This window comes from Variovorax soli NBRC 106424, from assembly GCF_001591385.1.
Classification (GTDB): Bacteria; Pseudomonadota; Gammaproteobacteria; order Burkholderiales; family Burkholderiaceae_C; genus Variovorax; species Variovorax soli.
In genome coordinates, this window is sequence record NZ_BCUU01000077.1 from 1 (window position 1) to 26,400 (window position 26,400).

The window sequence follows — 26,400 nt, forward strand, 5'->3', positions numbered from 1 at the left end:
TGCTTGGCCAGGTCTGCCGCCGCGCGCATCGCGGCCAGGCTGGGCTTGACGCCCACGCCGCTGCGCTCCACCACGGCCTCGAAGTCCGCCACCGGGAAGGGCAGCGCGCCGCTGCCGGCCAGGGCGCCGAAAAGGCTCGCGGAAATCACGCTGCCTTGCGCGGCGGCGAGCGCCTGCATGTCCTCGATCACCAGCTGGCGGCAGGCGCCGCGCACGACGTCGAGCACGGCGCCGCTGTCGGCCACGCCGTTGCCCGGCACCATCTTCTCCTGCACCGCGTAGGTGCGGTGGCTGCTGGTGATGACGGTGGTGCGCTCGGGCGTGACGAAGCCGCGCTCCACGGCGCGGCCGGCTTCCATGAGTTCGGCCGCGATGAGGATGTCGACGTCGCCGGGCACCGGCATCAGGGCCAGCACGGGCTCGTGTCCGGCGGTGGGTTCGACCAGCTCGATGTAGTAGATGGTGGCGCCGGTGCGCTGCGCCACGCCGGCCACGGAGGTGGCCTGCGCCGTCCAGCCGGCATGCTCGGCCAGGTCGACGATCCAGTCCACCAGCACGCCGCCGCCCTGGCCGCCGAGCGCCAGGATGGCGATGTTGATGGACTTCGGCTGCAGCGGGCTCAGGCGGCTCATGGCGCGCCCTCCGTGGGGTAGAGCGCCCGCGCGGCGCGCTCGCGCTTCTGCCGCGCCTGCAGCCAGCCCAGCACGCCGCGGCGCCAGCGGTTCAGCCAGCGCTCGCCCGAGCCCGGGTTGTGCACCTTGTGGGCCTTGTAGAACGAGGGGCAGAGCACCGCGGCATCCGCCACTTCGCCGCAGTGGCCGCAGGCCACGCAATGCTCGTCCACGCTGGCCACCGGGTCGGGCTTGAGCGCGTCGCCGCTGGGCGCCAGCGTGAGGCTGGGGCAGCCGGACACGCGCATGCAGGCGTGGTCGCCCGAGCACACGGCCGCGTCCACGCCGAAGCGCTCCTTCAGCACCCGCTCGCCCTGCTGGATCGCCTTGGCCTTGGCCGGCTTCTCGCGCCGCTGCCGGTTGAGCATGCATTCGCTCTGCGCGATGACCACCTTGGGGCCGGGCGACTTGTCGCTCAGCGCCGCGCGCAGTGCATCGCGCATGCCATTGACGTCGTAGGTCCGCGTGAGCGTGCGCACCCATTCGACGCCCACGCCGCGCACCGCACGCTCTATCGGATGCATGGTGCTGCGGTTGGGGTTGACCGCGCGCGAGGAGGGAATGTCCTGCCCGCCGGTGGCGGCCGAGTAGTTGTTGTCGACGATGACGAAGACGTTGTCCTGCCGGTTGAAGACCGCGTTGGCGATGCCGGAGGTGAGCCCGTTGTGCCAGAAGCCGCCGTCGCCCATGAAGGCCACCGCCTTCTTGGAGGCGCCCAGCTGCGTGCCCGCGGCAAAGGCCGAGGCGCTGGAGCCGCCCAGGCCGTAGCCCATGGTGGTGGCGCCCAGGTTGAAGGGCGGCATGATCGAGAACAGGTGGCAGCCGATATCCGCCGACACGTGGTGCATGCCCAGCTCCTGCTCGACCAGCTTCATCGACGAGAAGATGGGCCGCTCGGGGCAGCCCACGCACAGGCCCGGCGGCCGGGGCGGCAGCAGCGCGGAGACGGCTGCGGCGGGTGGCATGGCCTGCGCTGCCGGCACGGCGATGTCCTGCGGGGCCTTTCGGGTCGTCGGCATCGACACCGCCACCGGAGAAGCGAAGGCCGCCGGATGGTGCAGCTCGAGAAAGCCGCGGATGCCCTTTTGCAGCGCCGCGACCGTGTAGTCGCCGCCCATGGGCAGCAGGTCCTTGCCGTGCACGGCAGTGCCGATGCCGCGTCGGCGCAGGATGGTGTTGAGGTTCTGCTCGAGGAAGTCGGGCTGGCCTTCCTCGATCATCAGCACGGCCTTCTTGCCGCTGCAAAAGCGCACCACCTCGTCCTCGACCAGCGGATAGGCCACGTTGAGGATGTGCATCGGCACGCGGCTGGTGCCGAAGATGTCGGCCTGCTCCAGCTTCTTGAGCGCGCGCAGCACGTTGTTCGTGAGGCCCCCGAGCGCGACGATGCCGATGTGGTCCAGGTCGCCGTCGATGAATTCGTTCAGGCCGTGCTCGGTGATGAACCTGACGGCGGCCGGCCAGCGCTTTTCCAGCTTCTCCTTTTCATGCAGGAAGGAGGCCGGCGGCAGCACGATGCGGTTGAGGTCGCGCGCCGGATGCTCCAGCGCATCCTTCAGGCTGTACGCGGGGCGGCGGTTCTCCTGCGTGATGAAGCTGCCGTGCAGGTGGCAGGAGCGGATGCGCAGCTGCAGCATCACCGGCGTGTGGGTCGCCTCCGACAGCGCAAAGCCGTCATGCACCGCCTTCACGATGGAGGGCAGGTGCGGCTTGGGGTCGAGCAGCCACATCTGCGACTTCATCGCGAAGGCGTGGGTGCGCTCCTGCATGATCGAGGAGCCTTCGCCGTAGTCCTCGCCGACGATGATGAGGGCGCCGCCCGTCACGCCGCCCGAGGCCAGGTTGGCCAGCGCGTCCGACGCGACGTTGGTGCCCACGGTGGACTTCCAGGTCACGGCGCCGCGCACCGGGTAGTTCACCGACGCCGACAGGGCCGCGGCCGCAGCCGCCTCGCTCGCGGCGGGCTCGAAGTAGGCCCCCAGCTCGTTGAGGATGGGCTGCGCATCGGCCAGCACGTCCATCAGGTGGGAGATGGGCGAGCCCTGGTAGCCGGTGACGTAGCTCACCCCGGATTCGAGCAGCGCCTTGGTGACGGCCAGGATCCCTTCGCCGCGGAACTCGGTTCCCGCCGGAACGCGCAGCTGCTCGACTTCTTTTGCGAATGAACGCTCTGCCATCTTTGTCGCCGGGCGAAAGCCGAGGTCAGGAAACGAGCGCCAGCACGCGCAGCGGACTGCCGGAGCCGGCCTGGATCTTCAGCGGCGCCGCCACGATGATGGCGCCCTGCGGCGGCAGCTGGTCCAGGTTGCGCAGGCACTGCAGGCCGTACTTGTTGGCGCCGTGCATCAGCGTGTGGCAGGGGTAGGGCGTGGGCCAGGCGTACGACTGGCCGGCGTCGGTGTTGATGGTCTCCACGCCGAATCCGCGCACATTGCGCTCCTTGATCAGCCACTCCACCGTCTCCTGCGTGGGGCCGGGCGTGTGGGCGCCGTCTTCGCGCATGTTCACGTAGCTGGCGGGCTTGTCGATGCGCTTGGACCAGTCGGTGCGAAACAGCACCCAGGCATTCTCGGGAATGCGCCCGTGCTTGTCTTCCCAGGCCTTGAGGAAGTCCACCGTCAGCAGCCAGTCGTCGTTGGCGGCCACCTGCGCGCTGGCGTCCACCACCACGGCCGGGCCGATGAAGTTGCGCGCGTCGATGGTGTCGACCGTGTTGTTCGGATAGTCCTTGCCGGTGACCCAGTGGATCGGCGCGTCGAAGTGGGTGCCGGTGTGCTCGCCGCAGGAGAAGTTGTTCCAGTACCAGGCCGGGCCGGCTTCGTCGTACTGCGAGATCTTCTCGGACTTGAAGGCCCACACCTGTGCGAACTGGGGCGGCAGCTGCAGGGCCGGGAATTCGGAGGACAGCGTGTGCGTCAGGTCGATCACGCGCAGCGTGCCGCTGGCGATGTCCTGGGCGAATTGGGCGAGGGAGGTGGTCATGCGGTTTGCTCCTGCAGTTGTGTTCGTGGGTGAGTGGTGGATGCGCTGTGCGGCGCTCAGGCCGCGCCCAGCGCCTTGGCGACGTGAAAGCCCGAGCCGCCGCCGAGCCCCGGGCCCGGATGGGTGGATGCGCCGATGTGCCAGAGGTTGGCCACATGCGTCTCGTGGTTGCGCGTGGCGCGCAGCGGCCGCCACAGGAAGGACTGGTCCAGGCTGCAGTCGCCGCCGTAGGGGTCGCCGCCCACCAGGTTCATGTTCAGGCCTTCGAGGTCGGCCGGCGAGAGGACGACGCGCGACAGCAGGCTCTGCCGCAGGTTGGGAACGTGGCGCGCGATCCGCTCCATCACGCGGTCGGCAAAGGCTTCGCGCAACTGCGGCGTCCATTTGCGTCCCGGCGGCACCGCGATCTCGCCGGCGGCGTCCGCCACCGGTTCGCGCGGGCATTCGGGCACCTGGATCCAGAGGATGTGCTGGCCTTCGGGCGCGCGGCTCGGGTCCAGCGCGGTGGGTTGGGCGACGCACACGGTCGGCTCGGCCGGCAGCAGGTCGCGCTCGGCTTCGTTGACTGCGCGCGAGACCGCATCCGGCCCGCTCGTCAGGTGCAGGTAGCCCACCTGGCCCAGCGCCGCGCTGGGCCACTGCGGCGCTTCCGACAGCGCCAGGTGGATCTGCATGTTGCCCTTGCCGTAGCGCCATTGGCGCGTCTTCATGGCAATGTCCTGCGGAACGTCCGAAGGGTTCAGCAGGCGCTGGTAGAGCTGCGTGGGCGTCACGTTGCAGATGACCTCGCGCGCACGGTACTCGCGGCCATCGGCCAGGCGCACGCCCACCGCGCGGCCCTGCTCGACCAGCACGCGCTCGGCGTCCGCCGCCGTCTCCAGCTCGCCGCCCGCATCGCGGATGAGGCGCTCGAATGCGCGCACCGAATTGGCGTTGCCGCCCTTGACCATCGGCATGCCGACCGCCTCGAGCGAGAAGGCCACCACCTTGGCCATCAAGGCGGACAGGGGGGCGTCGGGGCCGAGGCCGCAATGCAGGACCCAGGGCGCCAGCAGGGCGCTCGGAAGGTCGGACGAGAAGGTCTGCGAGAACCACGGGCGCGCCGGCGTGAGCGCGTCGCCGAAGAAGTTGGACAGGGCCCGCGGCCCCTGCTTCCAGGCCGCCATGCCCAGCGTTCTGGCGGTGCCCAGGCGCCAGAGTTCATTGCCCAGCAGGGAGAAGACGAGCGGCGCCTGCGTTGCCACCTCGCTCAGGGCCGCGGCATAGGCGGCGCCGTCGCCCGCGCCGGCGGCGTCGAAGCGCTGCAGGTTGGTGTCGCGCGAGGTGGACAGCACCAGGTGCCGGCCGTCGGGCAGCAGCACGCCGGTGGGCGATTCGGTGTTGCAGTATTCGAGCCCCGCCTCGTGCAGCGCCTGGCCCAGTGCGGCGTAGGCGGGCCCGACCAGGAACAGCGGATGCGCCGTCGACAGCGTGTCGTGGCGAAAGCCGGGCAGCGTGAGCTCGTCGGTGCGGATGCAGCCGCCCAGCGTCTGCTCGCGCTCCAGCACCCGCACCTTCCTGCCGCTGCGCGCGAGCAGGGCGGCGCAGACCAGGGAGTTGATGCCGCTGCCGACGATGAGTGCGTCGTCCGTTCGGGTGGGGGAGGAAGAAGCCATGGCGCAAATCTTGCGGTCTTCGCCGAGCAAGAACTATCCGAATTCCGTCCGTGACTGTCCGATTCCCGCAGATATTGGAGCAGGGAAAGCCCTGGTCTGTTGCCTGCGCAGCCGAATCATGGGCCTATCGCACCCGCTTGCCGGTCTGCCGCGGCAGCTCGCCGAAGCGCTCGCGGTAGTAGGCGGAGAAGCGCCCGAGGTGGCCGAAGCCGTGCTCCAGCGCCACGTCGGTGATGCTGGCGTCCTCGTCCTGCAGCAGCCTGTCGCGCGCGCCTTCGAGCCGCAGGTTGCGCAGCAGCTCCATCGGGGAGACGCCGCGGTTGCGGTGGCAGATGGCATTGAGCGTGCGCGTGGTCACGCCGGCCACGCGCGCCAGGTCCACCAGCGACAGCGGCGCGAAGGGCCGGCTGCGGATGAAGGCTTCCAGGCGTTCCAGCCGCATGCCGGCCGTGGTGTCCCTGTCGCTGCCGGCCGAGGAGCCGGGCGCGCGGGCGCCGCCGGGCAACGGGCCGTCGGCGCTGGACTCGTAGTGCTGGTGCAGGAAGAGCGCGGCCGTCTGCTCGAAGGGGCCGAGCCATGGCGGATGCGGCTGCTGATGCTGCGGCTGGGCCCCGCCGTTGTGGCCGGCGGGCAGCAGGGCGAGCAATTGCTGCATCAAGGCCAGCCATTGCGAGGCGGCCGCCGGCGCGATCTTGCCGACCGAGCTGCCCCACACGGTGCAGGCCGCCGCACCGGTGCAATGGCCCAGCGGGCAATCGCGGCAGGCCGCGCGCCGCAGCAGCTCGTGCGGCAGCTTGACGATCAGCTGCTCGCAGCCCGGCTGCCACAGCAGGCGCACGGACCGGCGCGGCGCGAGCACCGCCACCTCGCCGTAGCCGATGCGGATCGGCGTGCCGTCGCATTCCACCTCGGCGGTGCCGCGCAGCGGCATCTGGACCAGCACGAAGCCCTCGAAGGGCGCGGGCGTGACCTCCACCTCGGCGCCGTACGACAGGATCATGACGCTGCCAAGCTGCAGGTCGCGCCGGTACAGCGAGGTCGCGACCTCGCCGGACCCCCAGCGCAGCCGGTGCTCGCTCAGGGCCGAGCTCAGTTCACGGTGCGATTCCACGCTCGAGCGCGATCGGAAGACGGGGCTGCGATAGACCTTCGACAGATCTAGCGTGGCTGCGGAATGCATCGACTGGGATCTCCGGAACGGCCTCCGGCAACGGAGGCATCTGTTCCGGCAATCAGGCCATAACTTTAGAAGTAAAGCAATTGGGTCTGATACGGCAGCGATGGCGGCATTGCCTCACTGCATCTTGCAGGCGCCGGCAAAGGGGTCCGCGTGGTTGCTCAGCACCTTGCCCACGGTGCGGTTCGTGATGCGGCCGCCGGCATCGCGATACACCTCGCGCATGTAGATGTCCTGGATGGGGTACTGGTTGGTGTTGAAGCGGAAGGCGCCGCGGATCGACTTGAAGTCGGCAGCGCGCAGCGCGGCGCGGAAGGCGGGCCCGTCCTCGACCTTGCCCTGCACCTTGCGCACCGCGCTGTCCAGCAGCAGCGCCGCGTCGTAGGCCTGCGCGGCGTACATGGTGGGGGTGCGTCCGTAGGTCTTCACGAAGTCGGCCACGAACTTCCTGTTGGGCGCGTTGTCCAGGTCGGCCGCCCATTGCGAGGCGTTGTAGGTGCCCACCAGGGCGTCGCCCACGGCCTTGATCGTGTCCTCGTCGGCGGAGAAGCCGGGCGTGAGCAGCGCCATGTCCTTGCCCAGGCCCGCCGCGCCGAACTGCTTGATGAAGTTCACGCCCATGCCCCCGGGCAGGAAGAAGAACACCGCGTCGGGCTTGCTGCTGCGAATGCCGGCCAGCTCGGCCGCGAAGTCGAGCTGCCCCATCTTGGTGTAGATCTCCTGCACCAGCTCGCCCTTGTAGAGGCGCTTGAAGCCGTCCAGCGATTCGCGCCCGCCCGGGTAGTTGGGGGCGATCACCGCGATGCGCTTGTAGCCCTTGTCGTTGGCGAACTGGCCCATGGCGGAGGGAATGTCCTCGTTCTCCCAGGCGGTGGCGAAGAAGTTGGGGTCGCACTTCTCGCCGGCGTAGTCCTTGGGCCCGGTGTTGGTGGACAGGTACACGGTCTTGCTGCGCAGGATCTCGGGCAGGATGGGCAGCAGCACGTTGGAGAACACCACGCCGGTCATCACGTCGACCTTGTCGCGCTTGAGCAGGCGGTCGGCGCTCTGGCGGCCGGCCTGCGCGTCCTGCTGGTCGTCGGCCACGTTCAGCGTGGCGGGCACGCCGCCCAGCTTCTCGTCCAGGTGGGTGAGGGCGAGCTTGAAGCCGTCGCGCGCATCGATGCCCAGCGCCCCGCCGGGGCCGGACAGCGTGGTGAGGAAGCCGACCTTGATGGTGCCGGCGGCCTGGGCCGGTGCCAGGGCCAGCGGCCCGAGTGCGAGGGTGATCGCCGTCGTGGCGAGCAGGTTGCGTCGTGAGGGCATGGAGCGTTCCTTCTTTGCGATCTTCCGGATGGGTTGGGGGCAGCCGGCCGGGCAGGCCTGGATCCGGCGCCAGCGGATTCTTCGGAAATCGCACGCGCCCGAATAGCCGGAAATGGCAGGCGTGCGAGCGCTTGTCCGATTTCCGCAGCCGGTCGGTGAAAACCCCTGGGCTGCAAATTGCGGACAAGCGCTGCCAGCCGCGGCTAGCGGGCGCCGGCACCGCAAACCTAGAGTGAAGCCATGTCCACTTTTGATCTTTGCGTGGAGCGCGTGGAGGCACTGGCGCCGCGCATCAAGCGCTTCATCCTGGCAACGCCCGACGGGCGGCCGGTGCCGGCCTATACGGCCGGCGCCCACCTGGCGTTCGAGATTCCGCACGAAGGCGGCGCGCGGGCGATGCACCGCGCCTACTCGCTGGTATCGCCCTGGGACGAAAGCGGGCGCTGCGAGATCGCGGTGCAGCTCGAGCCCGGCGGCGCCGGCGGGTCGCGCTGGATGCACGCGCTCGCGGCCGGCGCCACCCTGAAGGCCGCCACGCCGCGCAACCAGTTCGAGCTGGACGCGCGGCCGCATTCCCCCTTGCTGCTGGCCGCCGGCATCGGCGTGACGCCGATCCTGTGCATGGCGCGCGAGCTGCGCCGCCAGGGCGGGGCGTTCGAGCTGCACTACCTCGCCCGCGAAGCCGCGCTGGCCGCCTACCGCGAAGAGATCGAGTCGCTGCCCGGCGCGCACTGCTGGTTCGACGGCGGCGACCCCGCGCAGGGCCCCGACCTGCGCTGGCTGATCGGTGCGCATGCGCCGCAGCGGCACCTGTATGTGTGCGGGCCCAAGCCTTTCATCGCCGCCGTGCTGGACACCGCGCGCGCCCTGGGCTGGCCCGAGCCGGCGCTGCACTGCGAACTGTTCAGCGGCAGCCTGGACACCGGCAGCGAGCGGCCGTTCACCGTGGTGCTCGCTGCGAGCGGCCACGAGTTCGAGGTGCCCGCCGACCGCTCCGTGATGGACGTGATGGAAGCGCGCGGTCTGGACCCGCTGTTCGATTGCCGCCGCGGCGAATGCGGCATCTGCGCCACCCGGGTGCTGGCCGGCGAAGCGGACCACCGCGACATCTGCCTGTCGGCGCAGGACCGCGCGGCAGGGCAGTTCTGCCCCTGCGTCTCGCGCGCGCGCTCCGGCCGGCTGGTGCTGGAACTTTGATCAAGGAGACCACGACATGACCCTATCCACGGAAACCCTCGCGGGCCTGGTGCGCCCCGACAGCGTGCACAAGAGCGTCTACACCGACCCCCGCATCTTCGAGCTGGAGATGCAGCGCATCTACGGCCAGGCCTGGATCTACGTCGGCCACGAAAGCCAGGTGCCCGCCACCGGCGACTACCACACCACCCGCATCGGCGACCAGGACGTGCTGATGGTGCGCGCCGCCGACGGCCAGGTGCACGTGCTGTACAACCGCTGCCCGCACAAGGGTGCGCAGGTGGTGGCCGAAGGCGACGGCTGTGCGGGCAAGTTCTTCCGCTGCCCCTATCACGCCTGGACCTTCAAGCTCGACGGCACGCACCTGGCGGCGCCGATGAAGAAGGGCTTCGAGGGCACCTGCTACGACCCCGCCCACCCCGATTTCTCCATGCGCCGGCTGGCGCGGGTGGAGAGCTACCGCGGCTTCGTGTTCGCCAGCCAGGCGGCCGATGGGCCGGACCTGAAGGCCTTCCTCGGCGGCGTGGCCACGTCCATCGACAACCTGTGCGACCGCTCCCCGGTGGGCGAGGTGGAAGTGACGGGCGGCGTGTTCCGCGTGCTGCAGGAATCGAACTGGAAGGTGTTCTACGAGAACCTGCACGACACGATGCATGCGCGCGTCACGCACGAGTCGTCGGTGGTCGCTGCCCGCGAGGAGGCCAAGGAGATCGGCGAGATGCCCTTCGAGCTGCTCATCATGGACGGCAACGGCGAGCCCTACGAGTTCTGGGAGAAGCTGGAGCTGCGCGCCTACCCCAACGGGCACGGCTACATGGAAGGCATCTTCGATCCGGCCGCGGCCACGCGCGACCCGGTCTCGCGCGCGCATTTCGAGGCGCTGTCGCAGGTGCACGGCGAAGAACGCGCGCGCGCCATCCTGGGCATGAACCGGCACAACACGGTCATCTACGGCAGCGGCTCGCCGCACACGGTGTTCCAGCAGTTCCGGGTGATCCGGCCGCTGGCGGTGAACCGCACCATGGTCGAGATCCAGGTGTTCCGCCTCAAGGGTGCGCCCGAGCAGGTGTTCGACCGCGCGCTGACCTATGCCAACGTGATCAATTCGCCTTCGTCCAACGTGATGCCGGACGACGTCGAGGTCTACCGCCGCTGCCAGGAGGGCAACGGCACGCGCGGCGGCGAGTGGGTGAGCCTGCACCGCTACCTGGGGACCGACAAGGCATTGGACGAGGGCTGGGTGTCCACCAACGGCACCAGCGAGCTGCCGATGCGCAACCAGTTCGCCGCGTGGCGCGACTACATGCTGGCCGAGGGCAGCGCCGCCCAGGCCGGCGCGAAGAACGAGGAGAAGAACCATGCAGCTGCTTGATCGCAACTTCGACGTCTCGGTCGCGCCGGTGGCCGGGGCCGAACTGTCCGGCGAGGCCTTGCGCGGCGTCGAGCGCTTCCTGTTCGACGAGGCGCAGCTGCTGGACGAACGCCGCTTTTCCGAATGGCTCGCGTTGTGGACGGAGCACGGCCGCTACTGGGTGCCGCGCTTTCACGGCCAGGCCAACCCGTTCGAGCAGATCTCCCTGTTCTGGGAAGACGCCATGCTGCGCGAGGTGCGGGTGCGCCGGCTGGAGAACGCGCGCAACTGGTCGCAGCAGCCGCCCACGCGCACCGCCCGCGTGGTGGGCAACATCGCCGTGCAGGGGCTGGACGCGGCCGGGCACCTGATCGTGCGCTCGGTCTTCCAGCTCACCGAATGGCGAAAGGCGCAGCGGCAGCTGGCCGGCGCCGCCTTCCACAAGCTGGCCGCCACCGAGGCCGGCGGCTGGCAGATCGTGCTCAAGCGCGTGGACCTGGTGAACTGCGACGACGTGCACGGCAACCTGGAGGTGTTCATTTGACGGCGCCATCCTCGCCCCCGGTGGTGCTGGCGCTGCACCTGCAGAACGACGTGCTGCATCCCGAAGGCCGCATCCGCGTCGGCCTGGGCACGGACGATCCGGCACGCGCCGCGCTGATCGAGCGCGCGCAGCGCCTGCTGCAGGCGGCACGCGCGCGCGAATGGCCCATCGTCCACGTGCGCATCGCCTTTCGCGAAGACTATGCGGACCTGGCCCGCAACATGCCCATCATGCGGCGCACCGAGGAGATCGGTGCGGTGCGCGAGGGCCATTGGGGCTCGGCCTTCTTCGACGGGCTCGGGCCGCTGGCGAGTTCGCGCGAATTCGTCGTGACCCACAAACGCGTGAGCGGCTTCTACGGCACGGAGCTCGAAGCCCTGCTGCGGCTGCTGCAGGCGCGGCGCCTCGTGGTGGCCGGCGTGGCCACGCATTCGGTGGTGGAGAGCACCGTGCGCGATGCGGCGGACCGGGGCTTCGAGGTCCGCGTGCTGGCCGATGTCTGCGCCGCGGCCGACCCGGCCGCGCACCAGGCCGCGCTCGCGAGCATGCGGCTGATCGCCGACGTCGTGAGCCTGGACGATGGCCTCAACACCTTGGCACAGGAGCCAGCATGAACAAGAGCGAATCGACCGGCGCGCCCCGGCTTGCGGGCCGGGTGGCCATCGTCACCGGCGCCACGCAGGGCCTGGGCGCCGACATGGCGCGCACGCTGGCCGGCCACGGCGCGTTCGTGGCCCTGGTGGGGCGCGGGCGCGAGGCGGGGCAGGCGGTGGCGGCCTCCATCGGCGCGGCCGCGCAGTTCTTCGAGGCCGACATCACCGACGACGCCGCCATCGACCGCGTGATCGACGCCGTGCTGGCCCGCTGGGGCCGGCTGGATGCGCTGGTGAACAACGCCTGCAGCTACGACGACAGCGGCCTGGCCTCCACGCGCGAGCAGTGGCTGCGCACGCTCGACGTCAACCTGGTGTCCGCCGCCATCTTCACGCAGAAGGCGACGGCGCGAATGCAGCAGGGCGGGGTGGTCGTCAACCTCGGCAGCGTGGGCGGCAAGTTCGGCTCGGCGGGCCGCGCCGTCTATTCCGCGTCCAAGGCGGCGCTGCTGCAGATCACCCGCAATTTCGCGGTGGCGCTGGCGCCGCGCGGCATCCGCGTGCTGTCGGTGTCGCCGGCCTGGACCTGGTCGCCGGCGGTGGCGTCGATGAGCGGCGATTCCATCGAGGCGGCCGACGCGGTGGGCGCGCGCTTCCATCCGCTGGGCCGCGTCGGCCGCGGCGACGAGATCGGCCAGGCGGTGGCGTTCGCCCTGAGCGCCGATGCGTCATGGATGACCGGTGCGGACCTGCCGGTGGACGGCGGCTTCTCGGCGCTCGGCCCGGACCAGGGCATCTCGCCGCGCACCTGGTTCGAGCGGCTGGCGCCGGGCGCAGGCAGCGGCGGCGGCGAGACGAAGGGCGACTGATGCAGACCGCCATCCTCGTGCTGGAGCAGCTTCTCAACGGGCTGCAGTTCGGACTGATGCTGTTCCTGCTGGCCGCGGGGCTCACGCTGGTGTTCGGCATCATGGACATGATCAACCTGGCGCACGGCTCGCTCTACATGATCGGCGCGTACCTGATCGCCACCATCGCCGGCGCCAGCGGTTCCTTCTGGATGGGCCTGGCCGGCGGCATCGCGGCCACCGCCGTGGTGGGCGTGGTGCTGGAGCGGACCGTGATGCGGCGGCTCTACCAGCGCGACCATCTCGCGCAGGTGCTGGGCACCTTCGCCATCCTGCTCATGGCCAACGAGGCGGTGCGCATGGTCTGGGGCGCCCAGCCGGTGCCGCTGAACCTGCCCGCCCAGCTGGCCGGCCCGGTGCAGCTGCTGCCGGGCTTCAGCTATCCGGCCTACCGCCTCTTCATCATCGGCGTGGGCCTGCTGGTGGCGCTGGCGCTGTTCCTGCTGGTCACGCGCACCCGCATGGGCATGCAGGTGCGCGCCGGCGCCTCCAACCGCGAGATGGCGATGGCCATGGGCACCAATGTGCGGCGGCTCTTCACCGGCCTGTTCGCGCTGGGCGCCGCGCTGTGCGCGGTGGCCGGCGGCATGCTGGGGCCGCTGCTGGCGGTGCAGGTGGGGATGGGCGAGAGCATCCTGATCCTGGCCTTCGTGGTGATCGTGATCGGCGGCATCGGCTCCATCCGCGGCGCCTTGCTCGGCGCGCTGCTGGTGGGCATCGTGGACACGGCGGGCCGCTCGCTGCTGCCGATGGTCTTCGGCCGCCTGATGGGCCCCGACGCCGCCGCCAACGCCGGGCCGGCCCTGGCCTCGATCCTGATCTACCTGCTCATGGCTGCCGTGCTGTTCTGGAAGCCGCGCGGCCTGTTCCCTGCCCACGGCTGAAAGCGCGATGACGACTTCTTCTCCCAACCTGCTGGACCACGGCCTCCGCCTGCGCTGGAGCGCGCCGCTGCTGGCGCTGCTGGTGCTGCTTCCGACCATCGCGCATGCGCTGGATGCGGACTTCTACATCGGCGTGGCCACCCGCATCCTGATCTTCGCGCTGGCGGCCACCAGCCTGAACCTCATCCTGGGCTTTGGCGGCATGGTCAGCTTCGGGCATGCGGCCTTCGTGGGCGTCGGCGCCTACACGGTGGGCGTGCTCATGCAGGGCGGCGTGGATTCGGCCTGGATCGCCTGGCCGGCGGCCTTCGTGCTGGGCGGCGCGTTCGCCTTCGTCATCGGGCTGGTCAGCCTGCGCACCCAGGGCGTGTACTTCATCATGATCACGCTGGCCTTTGCGCAGATGCTGTTCTACCTGGCGGTGTCGCTCAAGGCCTGGGGCGGCGAGGACGGCCTCTCGCTCGCCGCGCGCTCCCGGCTCGGCCTGGGGCTCGACCTGGGCGACGACCGGCAGTTCTACTACGTGGCGCTGCTTCTTTTTGTGGCGGCCTTCATCGCCATCCAGCGCCTGCTCAATGCGCGCTTCGGCCATGTGCTGCAGGGCATCCGCGAGAACGAGGTGCGCATGGCCGCCATCGGCTTTCCGGTGTTCCGCTACAAGCTGGCCGCCTTCACGCTGGCCGGCGCCATCGCGGGCGTGGCCGGCGCGCTGCTGGCCAACCAGGGCGGGTTCGTGAGCCCCGCCATGCTGCAGTGGAGCCAGTCCGGCATGCTGCTGGTGATGGTCATCCTGGGCGGCGTCGGCCACCTGTTCGGCGGCCTCGCCGGTGCGGCGGCCTTCCTGCTGGTCGAGGAGGTGCTGGTGGGCTACACGGTCTACTGGCAGTTCGGCCTGGGGGCGGTGCTGCTGGCCGTGGTGCTGCTGGCGCCCAGCGGCCTGATGAGCCTGGCACGGCGGAGGGCCGCGCAATGACCCGGCACGCCGAACTCCTGCGCACCGAGCGGCTCGTCAAGCGCTTCGGCGGGCTGGTTGCCACCGACCATGCGAGCCTGAGCGTGGCGACGGGCGAGATCCATGCGCTGATCGGCCCCAACGGCGCCGGCAAGTCCACGCTGGTCCATCAGCTGAGCGGCGCGCTGCGCCCCTCCAGCGGCCAGATCCATTTCGACGGGCGCGAGGTGACCGCACTGCCCATGCACGAGCGCGTGCGGCTGGGCCTGGCGCGCTCCTACCAGATCACCAGCGTCTTCAAGCGCCTGACGGTGCTGGACAACCTGGCGCTGGCGGTGCAGGCGCATGACGGCAGCAGCATGCGCTTCTGGCGACCGGCACGCGCCGAGCGGGCGCGCTACGAGGCGGCGGCGCAGGTGGCCGAGCGCGTCGGGCTCGGGCCGCAGGCGCAGCGCATCGCGGGTGCGCTCTCGCACGGCCAGCAGCGCCAACTGGAGGTGGGCCTGGCGCTGGCGCTTCGCCCCAAGCTGCTGCTGCTGGACGAACCCATGGCCGGCATGGGCCCCGACGAGTCCGAGCGCATGGTGACGCTGCTGCAGGGCCTGCGCGGCGAGACCACCATGCTGCTGGTCGAGCATGACATGGATGCGGTGTTCCGCCTGGCCGACCGCATCTCGGCGCTGGTGTTCGGCAAGGTCATCGCCAGCGGTACGCCGGATGAAATCAGAAAGAGCCCCGAGGTGCGGCAGGCCTACTTGGGCGATGAGCTGGAAGAGGTGGGCGCATGACGGCATTGCTCGAAGTCGACCAGGTCGAGACCGCCTACGGCAGCAGCCAGGTGCTGTTCGGCATCACCTTCGACATCCGCGAGGGCGAGGTGGCGACGCTGCTGGGCCGCAACGGCATGGGCAAGACCACCACGGTGCGCTCGCTGCTGGGGCTGACGCGTGCGCGTGGCGGCACGGTGCGCTTTCGCGGCGAGCGCATCGAGGCGCTGTCGGTCGACCGCATTGCCCGCATGGGCCTGGCGGTGGTGCCCGAGGGGCGGCAGATCTTTCCCAACCTTTCGGTGCAGGAGAACCTGCTGGCCTTCAGCGCCAACCGCAACGCCAGCGGCGAGCCCTGGACGCTGGAGCGCGTGTACCACCTGTTCCCGCGCCTGGCGGAACGCTCGCGCAACATGGGCAACCAGCTCTCCGGCGGCGAGCAGCAGATGCTGGCCATCGGCCGGGCGCTGATGACCAATCCGCACCTGCTGATCCTGGACGAGGCCACCGAGGGCCTGGCGCCGCTCGTGCGCGAGGAGATCTGGCGATGCCTGGCATTGCTGCGCCAGCACGGCCAGGCGATCCTGGTCATCGACAAGTACGTGCAGCGGCTGATCCAGCTGGCCGACCGCCACACCATCATCGAGCGCGGCCGGGTGGTGTGGCATGGCACCTCCGGCCAGCTGAAGGCGGACCCGGGGCTCTGGGACCGCTACGTGGGCGTTTGAGAAGAAGCCGGCAGGCTAGCGAAGGCCGCCGCCGGCGGCGCCTTCGGCGCGCTGGATGAGTTCGATCTTGTAGCCGTCGGGGTCCGTCACGAAGGCGATGACCGTGGTGCCGCCCTTCACCGGGCCGGCCTCGCGCGTCACGTTGCCGCCGGCCGCCTTGATCTTTTCGCAGGCAGCGTAGGCATCGGGCACGCCCAGCGCGATGTGGCCGTAGGCGGTGCCGATCTCGTAGCTCTCGACGCCCCAGTTGTAGGTCAGCTCGATCTCGGCCTGCGCCGGGTTGCCTTCGTAGCCGACGAAGGCCAGGCTGTACTTGTACTCGGGGTTCTCGGAGGTGCGCAGCAGCTGCATGCCCAGCACCTGGGTGTAGAAGTCGATGGAGCGCTGCAGGTTGCCGACGCGCAGCATGGTGTGGAGGAGTCGCATGTCGTTGGATCGTGGGGAAGTTGCCGTATCCGTCGATTGTCGGCGCTTCAACGGGCGCCTGCCAGCGTCAGCAGATGCGCCTCGTGCTTTTGCAGGAACGCATGCAGGTGCTGCCGGTATTCGGGCACGACCGCATCGCGCACGCTCGGGCGCTCGCGCAGTGCCCGCCGCCATGCGGACACCTTGGGCGTGCGGTCGAAGACGTGCGAGTCGTGCAGGTCGTCGAACAGTTCGAAGTAGCGGAAGATCGGCGCAAAGACCGCATCGACCAGGCTGAAGTGCTGGCCGGCGAAGAAGGGGCCTTCGCCCAGTTCGGCTTCCACGCGCTCGAACTTGGCGGCCAGCGCCTGGCGCTTTTGCTCGAAGACCTCGGCATCGCGGGTGGTCTCGTAGCCCCACAGGTCCGCCAGGATCGAGGAGCCGAACTCCATCCACGCCCGGTGCTCGGCGCGCTCGAGCGGGTCCTCGGGGTGCAGGCGCGGGCCGGCTTGCGTTTCCTCGATGTACTCGCAGATCACGTTGCTCTCGAACAGGATGCTCTCGCTGCCGTCCGGGCGCGGCACGCGCAGCAGCGGCACCTTGCCGAGCGGGGAGATCTTGAGGAACCAGTCGGGCTTGTTGGCCAGGTCGATCACGACGCGCTCGAAGGCGACATCCTTCTCGCGCAGCGCAATGGCGGCGCGCTGGACGTAGGGGCACAGCAGGTGGCTGACGAGCGTGAGGGCATGGGGCATCGCGTACTTCCTTCGGTGGGGTTCAACACGGAAGCGCGATTGTTCCGAGGGTCAATGCCCTTTTCTAAAAAAGCCCATTGCTGCTACTGCGGCGCCGTGGTGCCTGCCTGCTCGCTCCAGCGAGCCAGGCGCCCGCCATGCACCACGCCGACGTGGTCGGCCATGGCACGGGCCTCGGACTCGTTGTGCGTGACCAGCATGGCGGTCTGGCCGGCGGCCTTGAGGATGTCGCGCACCTCGGCCGTGAGGCGCTCGCGCGTGCTGCTGTCGAGGTTGGAAAAGGGCTCGTCCAGCAGCAGCAGTGCGGGCGCCGGTGCCAGCGCGCGGGCCAGTGCCACGCGCTGCTGCTGGCCGCCCGACAGCTCGTGCGGAAAGCGCGCGCCGGCCTCCTGCAGGCCCACCAGCGCGAGCATCTCGGCCACCTTGGCGGCGCGCTCCTCGCGCGGCAGGCGGCGCAGGCCGAAGCCCACGTTCTGCGCGGCATTCAGGTGCGGAAACAGCGCGTACTCCTGGAACATCATGCCCACGCGGCGCTGCTCGGGCGGCACGTGCACGGTGGGCGAGGACAGCAGCACGTCGCCCAGCAGGATGGCGCCCGAGCGCACCGGCTCGAAGCCGGCAATGGCGCGCAGCACGGTGGTCTTGCCGCAGCCCGAAGGGCCCAGCAGGCAGCCGATGCGCCCGGCCGGCAGCAGCAGCGAAAAGTTGTCGATGGCGGTATGCGATTCGCGCCCACCTTCGTAGGTGATGCGCACGCCGTTCAGGCTCAGGGAAACGCTCATGCTCTCAGTTCTTCAGGGCCGCTGCCCAGGCGGTTGCGGGCCAGCAGGATCACCGGCACCAGGCCGGCCAGCACGATGGCCAGCGCGGCAATCGCGCCTTCTTCATAGGTGCCGCGCGAGGCCTCGGCGTAGAGCCAGGTGGCCAGCGTGTCGAAATTGGCGGGGCGCAGCAGCAGGGTGGCCGGCAGCTCCTTCATGGCATCGACGAACACCAGCAGCGCACCGGCCGCGATGGCCGGGCGCAGCAGCGGCAGATGCACGCGGCGCAAGGTGGTGCCGCTGCCTTCGCCCAGCAGGCGCGAGGCCTGCTCCAGCGCCGGCGAGATGCGCGACAGGCCCGCCTCGATGCCGCCCAGCGGCATGGCCAGGAAGCGGATCGCGCAGGCCACCACCAGCACCACGCCGGCGCTCATCAGCGGCAGGCCGGCCTGGCCGAACAACCTGGCCAGGGCGCCGTCCAGCGTCAATGCGGGCGTGAGCAGGCCGATGGCCAGCACGGTGCCCGGCAGCGCGTAGCCCAGGCTGGCCACGCGCGCCTGCCAGCGGGCCGGGTTGGGCGTGGAGCCCAGCCGGCGCACGGCCCAGGCCACCACCAGGCCGCCCGCCACCGCCACCAGCGTGACGCCGGTGGCCAGCAGCAGCGTGTTGCCCAGGCTTGCCCACAGGCCGCTGGAAATGCCGCCGCCCTGGCCCAGGCGCTTGATGACCTCGTGAAGAAGATAGGCGGCCGGCGCCACGAAGCCGACCAGCACCGGCAGCGCGGTCGCCACGCAGGCCAGCGCGGCCGAGGTGCCGTGCAGCTGGCGCGGCTGGATCGGCCGCATGCGCTGCGCCGAGCCGTAGCGCCGATGGCGCCGGCCGTTGCGCTCCACCAGCACCAGCGCCAGCACGATGAGCAGCATGGCGCAGGCGATCTGCGCCGCGCCGGCCAGGTCGGAGCGGGTGATCCACGTGGTGTAGACCGCCACCGTCAGCGTCTGGATGCCCAGGAATTCGGAGGCGCCGATGTCGTTGAGCGTTTCGAGCAGCGCCAGGCTCACGCCCACCGCCAGGGCCGGCCGTGCCAGCGGCAGCGCCACGCGGAAGAAGGCGCCCACGCGGCTCTCGCCCAGGGTGCGCGCCGCCTCCATCAGGTGCGCCGGCTGCGTCATGAACATGGCGCGCGCCGTGAGGTAGACATAGGGGTAGAGCACGAAGCCCAGCAGGAAGATCGCCCCCGGCAGCGAGCGCAGGTCGGGCAGGCGGAAGTCGCGCGGGCTGTCGTAGCCCAGCATCCAGCGGATGGCGCCCTGCACCGGCCCGATGGGATGCAGCAGGTCCAGGTAGGCGAAGGCCACGATGTAGGTGGGCATGGCCAGCGGCAGCAGCAGCGCCCAGTTGAGCACGCTGCGGCCGGGGTAGTCGCAGGTGCTCACGATCCAGGCGCAGCCGGTGCCGATCACCAGCACCAGCAGGCCCACGCCGGCCAGCAGCAGCGCGGTGTTGAGGGCCGCCTTGGGCAGCACGAACTGCGCCAGGTGCGCCCAATGCGAGAAGTCGGCGCCCAGCGCCAGCCAGAACAGGCTGGCCACCGGCGCCAGCACGCCCAGCGCGATCAGCAGCGCGCCGGCGCCCCACACGGGGCCCACGGCCCGCACACCGACACGCCGGCCCGCGAAGGGCCACCGGAACGCGGCCTGCCCTTGGGCGCCGCTGGCGCTACCGGAGCCGGCGGCCACGCTCACTGGTCGAAACCGACCTTGTCGATCAACGTGCTGGCCTGCTTGCGGTATTTGGCGATTTCGGCAATGGGCAGCGGATCGGCCTTGAGTTCGCCGATGGTCTCGCCGATGACCGGCTCGAGCGCGACGCCCTTGCGCACCGGGTACTCGTAGTTGGTCTCGGCATAGAAGGCCTGCGCCGAATCGGACACCAGGAACTCCATCAGCTGGACCGCCTCGGCGCGGTGCGGCGCGTTCTTGGCCACGGCCGCGCCGCTGATGTTGACGTGCGTGCCGCCGTTCTTGCCGGCAAAGGTCGGGCGGATCACCTTGATGGCATCGCCCCACTTGCGTGCGTCGGTGCCCGGCTTGGCGTTCTTCATCTGGCCGACGTAGTACGAGTTGGCAATGCCGATGTCGCAGATGCCGCCCAGGATGTCGCGCGCCACGTCGCGGTCGCCGCCGGTGGCCTTGCGCGCCAGGTTGGCCTTGACGCCGCGCAGCCACTGCTCGGTCTTGGCTTCGCCGTCGTGGGCGATCATGGCGGCCACCAGCGCGGTGTTGTAGGGATGCTGGCCCGAGCGGATGCAGACCTTGCCCTTGTACTTCGGGTCGGCCAGGTCTTCATAGCGGAAGCTGTTCAGGGGCAGCTTCTTGTCGGCATACAGCACGCGGGCGCGCATCGACAGCGCATACCACTGGCCGTCGGCCGCGCGCAGGTTGGCCGGCACGGCGGCATCCAGCGCGGGCGACTTCACCGGCTGGGTGACGCCGCCTTCCACCAGGTCGACCAGGTTGCCGATGTCCACCGTCATCAGCACGTCGGCGGGGGAGCGCGCGCCCTCGGCCTTGACGCGTTCCAGCAGGCCGTCCTTGACGAACACGGTGTTGACCTTGACGCCGCTTTGCGCGGTGAAGGCCGTGAGCAGCGGCTGGATCAGGCCGGCCTCGCGCGTGGTGTAGAGCGTGACCTCGCCGGCGGCGTGAGCGGTCAGGGTGAAGGTGAGCGCAGCGGCAGCCATGCCGCTCAGCGCGCCAAGGCGCGAATACAGACGTGCAGTCATTGGACAGTTTCCGGGTGAAAAGAATTCGGAGACCGGCTTCTTGGGTGTTGTTGTTTGGTGCCGATACGAATAATTATCACTGAGATCGGCGCACCCCTGCGCTTTCAGTCCAACTGTCCGCTCGCCAGCGCCGCCGCGGCCGCCCGCGTCTCGACGCCCAGCTTCTCGAAGATGTGCTCCAGGTGCTTGTTCACCGTGCGCGGGCTCATGCCCAGGATGTCGGCGATGTCGCGGTTCGTCTTGCCCTTGGCCAGCCAGGAGAGCACCTCGGTCTCGCGGGGCGTGAGGGCCGCTTCGGCCAGGCGGCCCGGCTGGCTGCCGCCTCGCTCCTGGGCCAGCAGCAGCATGGTTTCGCCCAGCGTCGCGGTGCCGAGATTGCGCACCGACAGCCGCACGCCGGTCGAGGTGCCGGTGCGCACGGTGGCCCCCGGCGAGAGCGCCGGCGCCAGCGTGCGCGGCAGGTGGCCGGCATGCTCCACCGGCCCCAGCAGCGGCAGCCACTGCGCCGCCTGCGGCGAGCGCCAGGCGATGCGCCCGTGCGCATCGACGAACACCGTGCCCATGCCCGCCACGTCCACCGCGTCGCGCGCCATGCGCGTGATGCGCGCGTTGCGCGTGTGCGTGTGCAGCCGTGCCAGCACCTCCTGCACGCGAATCGGCTTGACCACGTAGTCCACGCCGCCGCAGGCAAAGCCTTCCACCACGTGCGGCGTTTCCGACAGACCGGTCATGAACAGCACCGGGATGTGCGCATGCGCCGGGTCGGCCTTGATCCGGCGGCAGGTCTCGAATCCGGACAGGCCCGGCATCATGCCGTCCAGCAGGATCGCGTCGGGCGCCACCAGCTCCAGCCGCTCCAGTGCCGATTCGCCGTCGGCCGCCACCAGCACGGTGTAGCCGGCGCCCTCCAGCGCGTCGCACAGCAGGCCCAGGCTGCTGGGCGCATCGTCCACCACCAGCACCACGGGGCGCTCGGCGGCCTTGTCGTCATCCATCGTCACGAGGTCTTCTTCATGCATCGAGTGTGTCGGCATCTTCTTCTGCCAGGGCCTGGCGCAGGCGGTCGAGTTCAAAGCGGGACACCATGCCGCGCAGGTGGCTGCAGGTGGCGGCCAGGCGCGGATGGGTGGCGGCGATGCGGTCCAGCGCCTGCTGCAGGCCCCGCACATGGCCCAGCTGCACCAGCCGGATCAGCTCTGCGCGCACGTCGCCCGGCAGGCGCATGGGCGGTGCGGCAGCCGGTGTCGCCGACAGCGGCAGCGGCGGCGTCACCTGCTGCGCCAGCCATTGGAGGCCCAGGTTGCGCTCCAGCACCGCCATCAGTTCCGACTCGATCACCGGCTTGCCGATGAAAGCCTGGCAGCCCGCGGCGCGCAGGCGCTCGGCCTGGTTCTCGAACACGTTGGCCGAGACGATGAGGATCGGCACCTCGGTGTAGCCGGCGGCGCGCACGCGGGCCGCGGCATCCCAGCCGTCCATGTCGTCCATGGTGATGTCCATCAGGATGGCCGAGGGCAGGTTCTCGCGCAGGCTGTCCAGGCATTCGGTGCCGCTGGCGGCCTCGCGCACGTCGAAGCCCAGCGGCATCAGCATGCCGGCCAGCATCTGGCGCTGCACCGGCTGGTCGTCCACCACCAGCAGCGTGCGGCGCGGGCCGAAGTAGCCCGAGATGGGGCGGCGCGTTTCGATCTGCGGCCCCGGATCGGCCACCTTGCGAAGGTAGATGCGCACGCCGAAGGTGCTGCCGCGGGGCGAGCTGTCGGCCAGTGCCAGCTCGCCGCCCATGAGCGAGGTCAGCAGCCCGGTGATGGTCAGCCCCAGCCCGGTGCCCGGCACGCCGGCGCGCCGGCCGCCGGCGCCGCGCTCGAAGGGCAGGAAGATGCGCTGGCGGTCCTGCGGCGCCACGCCGATGCCGGTGTCCACCACGTCGAAGCGCAGCACCTCCCGGCGGGCATCCACCAGCAGCGTCACCGTGCCGGTCTCGGTGAAGCGCACCGCGTTGGCCAGCAGGTTGATCAAAATTTGGCGCAGCCGCTTGGCATCGGCCAGCACCCAGGGCGGCAGCTCGCCCAGCGTGGTGTAGACGAAGGCCAGGCCCTTGTCCTCCGCCTGCGGCCGCACCATGTGCACGATCTCGTCCAGGAACTGGGGCAGGGCCAGCGGCGCGGGCTCCAGCTGGAGCCGTCCGGCCTCGATGCGCGCGAGGTCGAGCAGGCCGTCGATCAGGCCCAGCATGTGCTCTCCGCTCTTGTGGATGGTGGACAGCGCCTCGCGCGGCGGCGGCGAGGCCGCGCCGCCCTTGAGCAGGATCTGCGAGTAGCCCAGGATGCTGTTGAGCGGCGTGCGCAGCTCGTGCGTCATGCCCGCCACGTAGCGCGTCTTGGCCTGGTTGGCGCTTTCGGCGGCTTCCTTGGCGGCCTGCAGCGCGGCGTCGGTGCGCCGGTGCGCCTCGATCTCGGCAGACAGCAGGTGGTTGTGCCGGTTCGATTCGTCCTGCGCCATGTGCCGGCTTTCGCTGGCCAGCACGATCCACCAGGCCCCCACCACCGCCACCAGCGACAGCAGCGCGAACACCTTCAGGAAGGGTGTTCGCAGCAACTCGGTGCCGCTGCCGGTGATGGCCTCCTGCGCATAGACGATGGCCATGCTGCCCGCCAGCAGCGCCACCAGCGAGCTGGCCACCACCAGGTAGTGCGCCACCCGGAAGTTCAGCCGCGTGGCGATGCGCGGGGGCAGCCAGGCCCGCAGCCAGCGGCTGATCTGCTCGGCCGCGCGCGAGTCGGTCTTGCAGCGGTCGTGGCAGCGCGACTCGAGCGTGCAGCACAGCGAGCAGATCGGCGCGCCGTAGGCCGGGCACCAGGCCATGTCCTCCGACTCGAAGCGGTTCTCGCAGACCGAGCAGCACACCACCTCGCCCGGCGTCCAGCGCTGCACGTCGGTGCGCGCCAGGTAGTAGCGCCCGCGCGTGTACCAGGCCAGCAGTGGCGAGACCAGCATGGCCACTGCCAGCGCGATGAAGGAGGAGAAGGCCTGCGCCCATTCGCCCAGCAGCCCGGCGTAGGCCACGATGGCCGCGCCCGCGGCCACCACCATCGACACCAGCCCCACCGGGTTGAGGTCGTACAGGTGCGCGCGCTTGAACTCGACCGTCTTCGGCGAGAAGCCCAGCGGCTTGTTGATGACCAGGTCGGCCACCAGCGCGCCCACCCAGGCGATGGCAATGTTGCTGTACAGCCCCAGCACCCGCTCCAGCGCGCCGAACACGCCCAGCGTCATGAGCAGCACCGCGATCAGCACGTTGAACACCAGCCACACCACCCGCCCCGGATGGCTGTGCGTGAGCCGCGCGAAGAAGTTCGACCAGGCCAGCGAGCCGGCGTAGGCGTTGGTCAGGTTGATCTTCATCTGCGAGACCACCACGAACAAGGTGGTGATGGCCAGCACCCACACCGGGTCCTGCAGTACATAGGCGAAGCCGGCCAGGTACATCCGGGTGGGCTCCACCGCATGCTCGGGCGGGATCTCGTGCTGCAGCGCCAGGAAGGCGAGGAAGGCCCCGCCCAGCATCTTGAGCATGCCCGGCACGATCCAGCCCGGGCCGGCCACCAGCACCGCGGTCCACCAGCGCACGCGGTTCTCGGGCGTCTTCTCGGGCAGAAAGCGCAGGTAATCCACCTGCTCGCCGATCTGCACCACCAGCGAAAAAGCCACCGTGGCCCCGGCACCGAACATCAGCGGATGGAAGCCGCTGGTGCCCGACACCCGGCCCACCAGGGTGGTGAAGTCCGCATAGAGCCGCGGGTGCCCGGCCAGGACGGCCAGGAAGGGCAGGAAGAACAGCACGATCCAGATCGGCTGCGTCCACAGCTGCAGCCCCGAGATCATCGTGATGCCGCGCATCACCAGCGGAATGATCACGAGCGAGGAGAGCAGATACAGCACCGGCAGCGGCCAGTCCACGTACATCTGCACCGCCAGCGCCAGGATCGCCGCCTCCAGCGCGAAGAAGATGAAGGTGAAGCTCGCGTAGATGAGCGAGGTGATGGTGGAGCCCAGGTAGCCGAAGCCGGCGCCGCGGGTCAGCAGGTCCATGTCCACGCCGTGCCGCGCTGCGTAGTAGGAAATGGGCAGGCCGGTGAGAAAGGTGATGAGCCCCACCACCAGGATCGCCCACAGTGCGTTGGTGAAGCCGTACGACAGGGCGATGGAGCCGCCGATGGCCTCCAGTGCCAGGAAGGAAGTGGCGCCGAAGGCGGCGTTGGCCACGCGGAACTCCGACCACTTGCGAAAGCTGCGCGGCGTGTAGCGCAGGGCGTAGTCCTCCAGGGTCTCGTTGGCGACCCAGGCGTTGTAGTCGCGCCGGATGCGGAAGATCTTCTGGCCTGGAAGGGTGGAGGACATGGCGTGCAACGGGCCCGGACATGGACAGGCCCTGGCCACTGCAAGAACCGGTCCTCTGCGCGTGCGGCGCAGGCTGGCTGGCGAAGTCTGGCGCCCGGGGCCGAGCGGCGCGCTACGTTGAATGACGTATTCGGCGTACGCAGCGCGCTTCCTACATTGGCGGACATGGTGCTTCGCCGCACCACAAGACCGCACTGCGATGGTGCAGCGCGCCCCCTTCATAACTGCATGGAGTCTTCGATGCCCGGTTCTTCCGATCCTGCGAAATCACTGCTCGACCTTCGCCGCCGCAAGCTGCTGCAGGGCGCTGCAGCCCTGCCGGCCCTGGGCCTGGGCGGCCTGGCCATGGCGCAGACGCCGCCCACCGCCAAGGTCAACACCACCAAGCTGGCGGTGACCGACACCGAAGTCACGGTGGGCCAGCTGCATTCGTCCAGCGGCACCATGGCGATTTCGGAAACCGGTTCGATCCAGGCCGAGCAGCTGGCCATCGACCAGATCAACGCCATGGGCGGCATCCTGGGCCGCAAGATCAAGGTCATCAAGGAAGACGGCGCCTCCGACTGGCCCACCTTTGCGGAAAAGAGCAAGAAGCTGCTGGTGAACGACCGCGTGGCCTGCGTGTTCGGCTGCTGGACCAGCGCATCGCGCAAGGCGGTGCTGCCGATCTTCGAGAAGGAAAACGGCCTCTTGTACTACCCCACCTTCTACGAAGGCCTGGAGCAGAGCAAGAACGTGATCTACACCGGCCAGGAGGCCACGCAGCAGATCATCTGGGGCCTGGACTGGGGCGCCAAGGAGAAGAAGGCCAAGACCTTCTTCCTGGTGGGCTCCGACTACATCTGGCCGCGCACCTCGATGAAGATCGCGCGCAAGCACATCGAGACGGTGGGCAAGCTGGGCACCGTGAAGGGCGAGGAGTACTACCCGCTGGGCCACACCAACTTCAACTCGCTGATCAACAAGATCAAGGTGGCCAAGCCCGACTGCATCTTCGCGGCGGTGGTGGGCGGCTCGAACGTGGCCTTCTACAAGCAGCTCAAGGCCGCGGGCATCACCGGCGACAAGCAGTTCCTCTTGACCCTGTCGGTGACGGAGGACGAGATGACCGGCGTGGGCGGCGAGAACTTCGCCGGCTTCTATTCCTCGATGAAGTACTTCCAGACGCTGGACAACGCCAACAACAAGGCCTTCGTGGCGGCCTTCAAGGCCAAGTACGGCAAGGATGCGGTAATCGGCGACGTGACGCAGGCCGGCTACCTCGGCCCCTGGCTGTGGAAGGCCGCGGTGGAAAAGGCCGGCAGCTTCGACATCGACAAGGTGGTGGCCGCTTCGCCCGGCATCGAGCTGAAGACCGCGCCCGAGGGCTACGTGAAGCTGGATGCCAACCACCACCTGTGGAGCAAGTCGCGCATTGCCCAGGGCCAGCCGGACGGCACCTTCAAGGTGGTGGCGGAGTCGCCCGAACTCATCAAGCCGGACCCGTTCCCCAAGGGCTATCAGTAATCCTGGCTGGCTCCCTCCCCCGCTGGGGGAGGGTCGGGGTGGGGGCATGCAGCGCCCGCATCGACCCGCCGGG

23 protein-coding genes are annotated in these 26,400 nt (G+C 69.7%); 10 read left to right on the forward strand and 13 right to left on the reverse strand.

The annotated features are described in order from the left end of the window. From VSO01S_RS19400 to VSO01S_RS19425, 6 genes are all read right to left on the reverse strand, one after another. Positions 1–632, reverse strand: a 632-nt coding sequence (locus VSO01S_RS19400; RefSeq protein WP_174544747.1) for a 2-oxoacid:acceptor oxidoreductase family protein, incomplete at its 3' end; no start/stop codon positions are given. Next, entirely contained in the window at positions 629–2,848 is a 2,220-nt protein-coding gene (locus VSO01S_RS19405; protein WP_068644451.1) for a thiamine pyrophosphate-dependent enzyme, read from the reverse strand. The genes VSO01S_RS19405 and VSO01S_RS19400, both read right to left, overlap by 4 nt. 25 nt (positions 2,849–2,873) lie before the next feature. Continuing rightward, positions 2,874–3,653, reverse strand: a complete 780-nt coding sequence (locus VSO01S_RS19410; protein WP_068644452.1) for a cyclase family protein — start codon at positions 3,651–3,653, stop codon at positions 2,874–2,876. A 56-nt stretch (positions 3,654–3,709) separates the two neighbouring features. Beyond that, complete coding sequence (locus VSO01S_RS19415) at positions 3,710–5,308, reverse strand: phytoene desaturase family protein (RefSeq protein WP_068644471.1); 1,599 nt, start codon at positions 5,306–5,308, stop codon at positions 3,710–3,712. Between the two features lie 124 nt (positions 5,309–5,432). Next, positions 5,433–6,488: an AraC family transcriptional regulator gene (locus VSO01S_RS19420; RefSeq protein ID WP_068644453.1), complete on the reverse strand. Its 1,056-nt coding sequence runs from the start codon at positions 6,486–6,488 to the stop codon at positions 5,433–5,435. Between the two features lie 114 nt (positions 6,489–6,602). Then, positions 6,603–7,790: an ABC transporter substrate-binding protein gene (locus VSO01S_RS19425; RefSeq protein ID WP_068644454.1), complete on the reverse strand. Its 1,188-nt coding sequence runs from the start codon at positions 7,788–7,790 to the stop codon at positions 6,603–6,605. Between the two features lie 240 nt (positions 7,791–8,030). Between VSO01S_RS19425 and VSO01S_RS19430 the strand changes: the two genes are divergently transcribed. From VSO01S_RS19430 to VSO01S_RS19470, 9 genes are read left to right on the forward strand one after another with little or no spacing between them, the layout of a single operon-like run. Further along, positions 8,031–8,987, forward strand: coding sequence for a PDR/VanB family oxidoreductase (locus tag VSO01S_RS19430; RefSeq protein WP_068644455.1), 957 nt, complete (start codon positions 8,031–8,033; stop codon positions 8,985–8,987). 16 nt (positions 8,988–9,003) lie between these two features. Next, positions 9,004–10,359: an aromatic ring-hydroxylating dioxygenase subunit alpha gene (locus tag VSO01S_RS19435; RefSeq protein WP_068644456.1), complete on the forward strand. Its 1,356-nt coding sequence runs from the start codon at positions 9,004–9,006 to the stop codon at positions 10,357–10,359. Continuing rightward, entirely contained in the window at positions 10,346–10,882 is a 537-nt protein-coding gene (locus VSO01S_RS19440; RefSeq protein ID WP_068644457.1) for an aromatic-ring-hydroxylating dioxygenase subunit beta, read from the forward strand. The genes VSO01S_RS19435 and VSO01S_RS19440 overlap by 14 nt, the downstream gene beginning before the upstream one ends. Continuing rightward, positions 10,879–11,496 carry a cysteine hydrolase family protein gene (locus VSO01S_RS19445; RefSeq protein WP_068644458.1) on the forward strand — a complete coding sequence of 206 codons (618 nt, stop codon included), beginning with the start codon at positions 10,879–10,881 and terminating at the stop codon, positions 11,494–11,496. The genes VSO01S_RS19440 and VSO01S_RS19445 overlap by 4 nt, the downstream gene beginning before the upstream one ends. After that, entirely contained in the window at positions 11,493–12,344 is an 852-nt protein-coding gene (locus tag VSO01S_RS19450) for an SDR family oxidoreductase (protein WP_068644459.1), read from the forward strand. The genes VSO01S_RS19445 and VSO01S_RS19450 overlap by 4 nt, the downstream gene beginning before the upstream one ends. Continuing rightward, complete coding sequence (locus VSO01S_RS19455) at positions 12,344–13,267, forward strand: branched-chain amino acid ABC transporter permease (protein ID WP_068644460.1); 924 nt, start codon at positions 12,344–12,346, stop codon at positions 13,265–13,267. The genes VSO01S_RS19450 and VSO01S_RS19455 overlap by 1 nt, the downstream gene beginning before the upstream one ends. A gap of 7 nt (positions 13,268–13,274) precedes the next feature. Further along, positions 13,275–14,240, forward strand: coding sequence for a branched-chain amino acid ABC transporter permease (locus tag VSO01S_RS19460; RefSeq protein WP_068644461.1), 966 nt, complete (start codon positions 13,275–13,277; stop codon positions 14,238–14,240). Further along, positions 14,237–15,007: an ABC transporter ATP-binding protein gene (locus VSO01S_RS19465; protein WP_068644462.1), complete on the forward strand. Its 771-nt coding sequence runs from the start codon at positions 14,237–14,239 to the stop codon at positions 15,005–15,007. Before VSO01S_RS19460 ends, VSO01S_RS19465 begins: the two co-directional genes overlap by 4 nt. Next, positions 15,004–15,714 (forward strand): ABC transporter ATP-binding protein, encoded by a 711-nt coding sequence (locus VSO01S_RS19470; RefSeq protein WP_068644463.1) that lies wholly within the window; start codon positions 15,004–15,006, stop codon positions 15,712–15,714. Before VSO01S_RS19465 ends, VSO01S_RS19470 begins: the two co-directional genes overlap by 4 nt. A gap of 15 nt (positions 15,715–15,729) precedes the next feature. Here VSO01S_RS19470 and gloA read toward each other — a convergent pair whose 3' ends face one another. From gloA to VSO01S_RS19505, 7 genes are all read right to left on the reverse strand, one after another. Then, complete coding sequence (gene gloA, locus VSO01S_RS19475) at positions 15,730–16,140, reverse strand: lactoylglutathione lyase (protein WP_068644464.1); 411 nt, start codon at positions 16,138–16,140, stop codon at positions 15,730–15,732. 47 nt (positions 16,141–16,187) lie between these two features. Then, complete coding sequence (locus tag VSO01S_RS19480) at positions 16,188–16,874, reverse strand: glutathione S-transferase family protein (RefSeq protein ID WP_068644465.1); 687 nt, start codon at positions 16,872–16,874, stop codon at positions 16,188–16,190. A gap of 83 nt (positions 16,875–16,957) precedes the next feature. Next, positions 16,958–17,656: an ABC transporter ATP-binding protein gene (locus VSO01S_RS19485; protein ID WP_068644466.1), complete on the reverse strand. Its 699-nt coding sequence runs from the start codon at positions 17,654–17,656 to the stop codon at positions 16,958–16,960. Then, positions 17,653–19,293 carry an ABC transporter permease gene (locus VSO01S_RS19490; protein WP_068644467.1) on the reverse strand — a complete coding sequence of 547 codons (1,641 nt, stop codon included), beginning with the start codon at positions 19,291–19,293 and terminating at the stop codon, positions 17,653–17,655. The genes VSO01S_RS19485 and VSO01S_RS19490 overlap by 4 nt, the downstream gene beginning before the upstream one ends. 83 nt (positions 19,294–19,376) lie before the next feature. Then, positions 19,377–20,378, reverse strand: a complete 1,002-nt coding sequence (locus tag VSO01S_RS19495; RefSeq protein WP_373282913.1) for a Fe(3+) ABC transporter substrate-binding protein — start codon at positions 20,376–20,378, stop codon at positions 19,377–19,379. Positions 20,379–20,524: 146 nt separating this feature from the next. Continuing rightward, positions 20,525–21,439, reverse strand: a complete 915-nt coding sequence (locus VSO01S_RS19500) for a response regulator transcription factor (protein WP_245684263.1) — start codon at positions 21,437–21,439, stop codon at positions 20,525–20,527. Then, a complete protein-coding gene (locus tag VSO01S_RS19505) occupies positions 21,432–24,821 on the reverse strand; it encodes a hybrid sensor histidine kinase/response regulator (RefSeq protein WP_068644469.1) in 3,390 nt (1,129 codons plus the stop codon). The genes VSO01S_RS19500 and VSO01S_RS19505 overlap by 8 nt, the downstream gene beginning before the upstream one ends. A gap of 240 nt (positions 24,822–25,061) precedes the next feature. Here VSO01S_RS19505 and urtA point away from each other — a divergent pair, with 240 nt between their 5' ends. Continuing rightward, positions 25,062–26,327 carry an urea ABC transporter substrate-binding protein gene (gene urtA, locus VSO01S_RS19510; protein ID WP_068644470.1) on the forward strand — a complete coding sequence of 422 codons (1,266 nt, stop codon included), beginning with the start codon at positions 25,062–25,064 and terminating at the stop codon, positions 26,325–26,327. The last annotated feature ends 73 nt before the right edge of the window (positions 26,328–26,400 follow it).

Coding starts and splice junctions, on each gene's coding strand:
- VSO01S_RS19405 (WP_068644451.1), bottom strand. CDS start 2,848: ATGGCAGAGCGTTCATTCGCAAAAGAAGTCGAGCAGCTGCGCGTTCCG.
- VSO01S_RS19410 (WP_068644452.1), bottom strand. CDS start 3,653: ATGACCACCTCCCTCGCCCAATTCGCCCAGGACATCGCCAGCGGCACG.
- VSO01S_RS19415 (WP_068644471.1), bottom strand. CDS start 5,308: ATGGCTTCTTCCTCCCCCACCCGAACGGACGACGCACTCATCGTCGGC.
- VSO01S_RS19420 (WP_068644453.1), bottom strand. CDS start 6,488: ATGCATTCCGCAGCCACGCTAGATCTGTCGAAGGTCTATCGCAGCCCC.
- VSO01S_RS19425 (WP_068644454.1), bottom strand. CDS start 7,790: ATGCCCTCACGACGCAACCTGCTCGCCACGACGGCGATCACCCTCGCA.
- VSO01S_RS19430 (WP_068644455.1), top strand. CDS start 8,031: ATGTCCACTTTTGATCTTTGCGTGGAGCGCGTGGAGGCACTGGCGCCG.
- VSO01S_RS19435 (WP_068644456.1), top strand. CDS start 9,004: ATGACCCTATCCACGGAAACCCTCGCGGGCCTGGTGCGCCCCGACAGC.
- VSO01S_RS19440 (WP_068644457.1), top strand. CDS start 10,346: ATGCAGCTGCTTGATCGCAACTTCGACGTCTCGGTCGCGCCGGTGGCC.
- VSO01S_RS19450 (WP_068644459.1), top strand. CDS start 11,493: ATGAACAAGAGCGAATCGACCGGCGCGCCCCGGCTTGCGGGCCGGGTG.
- VSO01S_RS19455 (WP_068644460.1), top strand. CDS start 12,344: ATGCAGACCGCCATCCTCGTGCTGGAGCAGCTTCTCAACGGGCTGCAG.
- VSO01S_RS19460 (WP_068644461.1), top strand. CDS start 13,275: ATGACGACTTCTTCTCCCAACCTGCTGGACCACGGCCTCCGCCTGCGC.
- VSO01S_RS19465 (WP_068644462.1), top strand. CDS start 14,237: ATGACCCGGCACGCCGAACTCCTGCGCACCGAGCGGCTCGTCAAGCGC.
- VSO01S_RS19470 (WP_068644463.1), top strand. CDS start 15,004: ATGACGGCATTGCTCGAAGTCGACCAGGTCGAGACCGCCTACGGCAGC.
- gloA (WP_068644464.1), bottom strand. CDS start 16,140: ATGCGACTCCTCCACACCATGCTGCGCGTCGGCAACCTGCAGCGCTCC.
- VSO01S_RS19480 (WP_068644465.1), bottom strand. CDS start 16,874: ATGCCCCATGCCCTCACGCTCGTCAGCCACCTGCTGTGCCCCTACGTC.
- VSO01S_RS19485 (WP_068644466.1), bottom strand. CDS start 17,656: ATGAGCGTTTCCCTGAGCCTGAACGGCGTGCGCATCACCTACGAAGGT.
- VSO01S_RS19495 (WP_373282913.1), bottom strand. CDS start 20,378: ATGGCTGCCGCTGCGCTCACCTTCACCCTGACCGCTCACGCCGCCGGC.
- VSO01S_RS19500 (WP_245684263.1), bottom strand. CDS start 21,439: ATGCATGAAGAAGACCTCGTGACGATGGATGACGACAAGGCCGCCGAG.
- VSO01S_RS19505 (WP_068644469.1), bottom strand. CDS start 24,821: ATGTCCTCCACCCTTCCAGGCCAGAAGATCTTCCGCATCCGGCGCGAC.
- urtA (WP_068644470.1), top strand. CDS start 25,062: ATGCCCGGTTCTTCCGATCCTGCGAAATCACTGCTCGACCTTCGCCGC.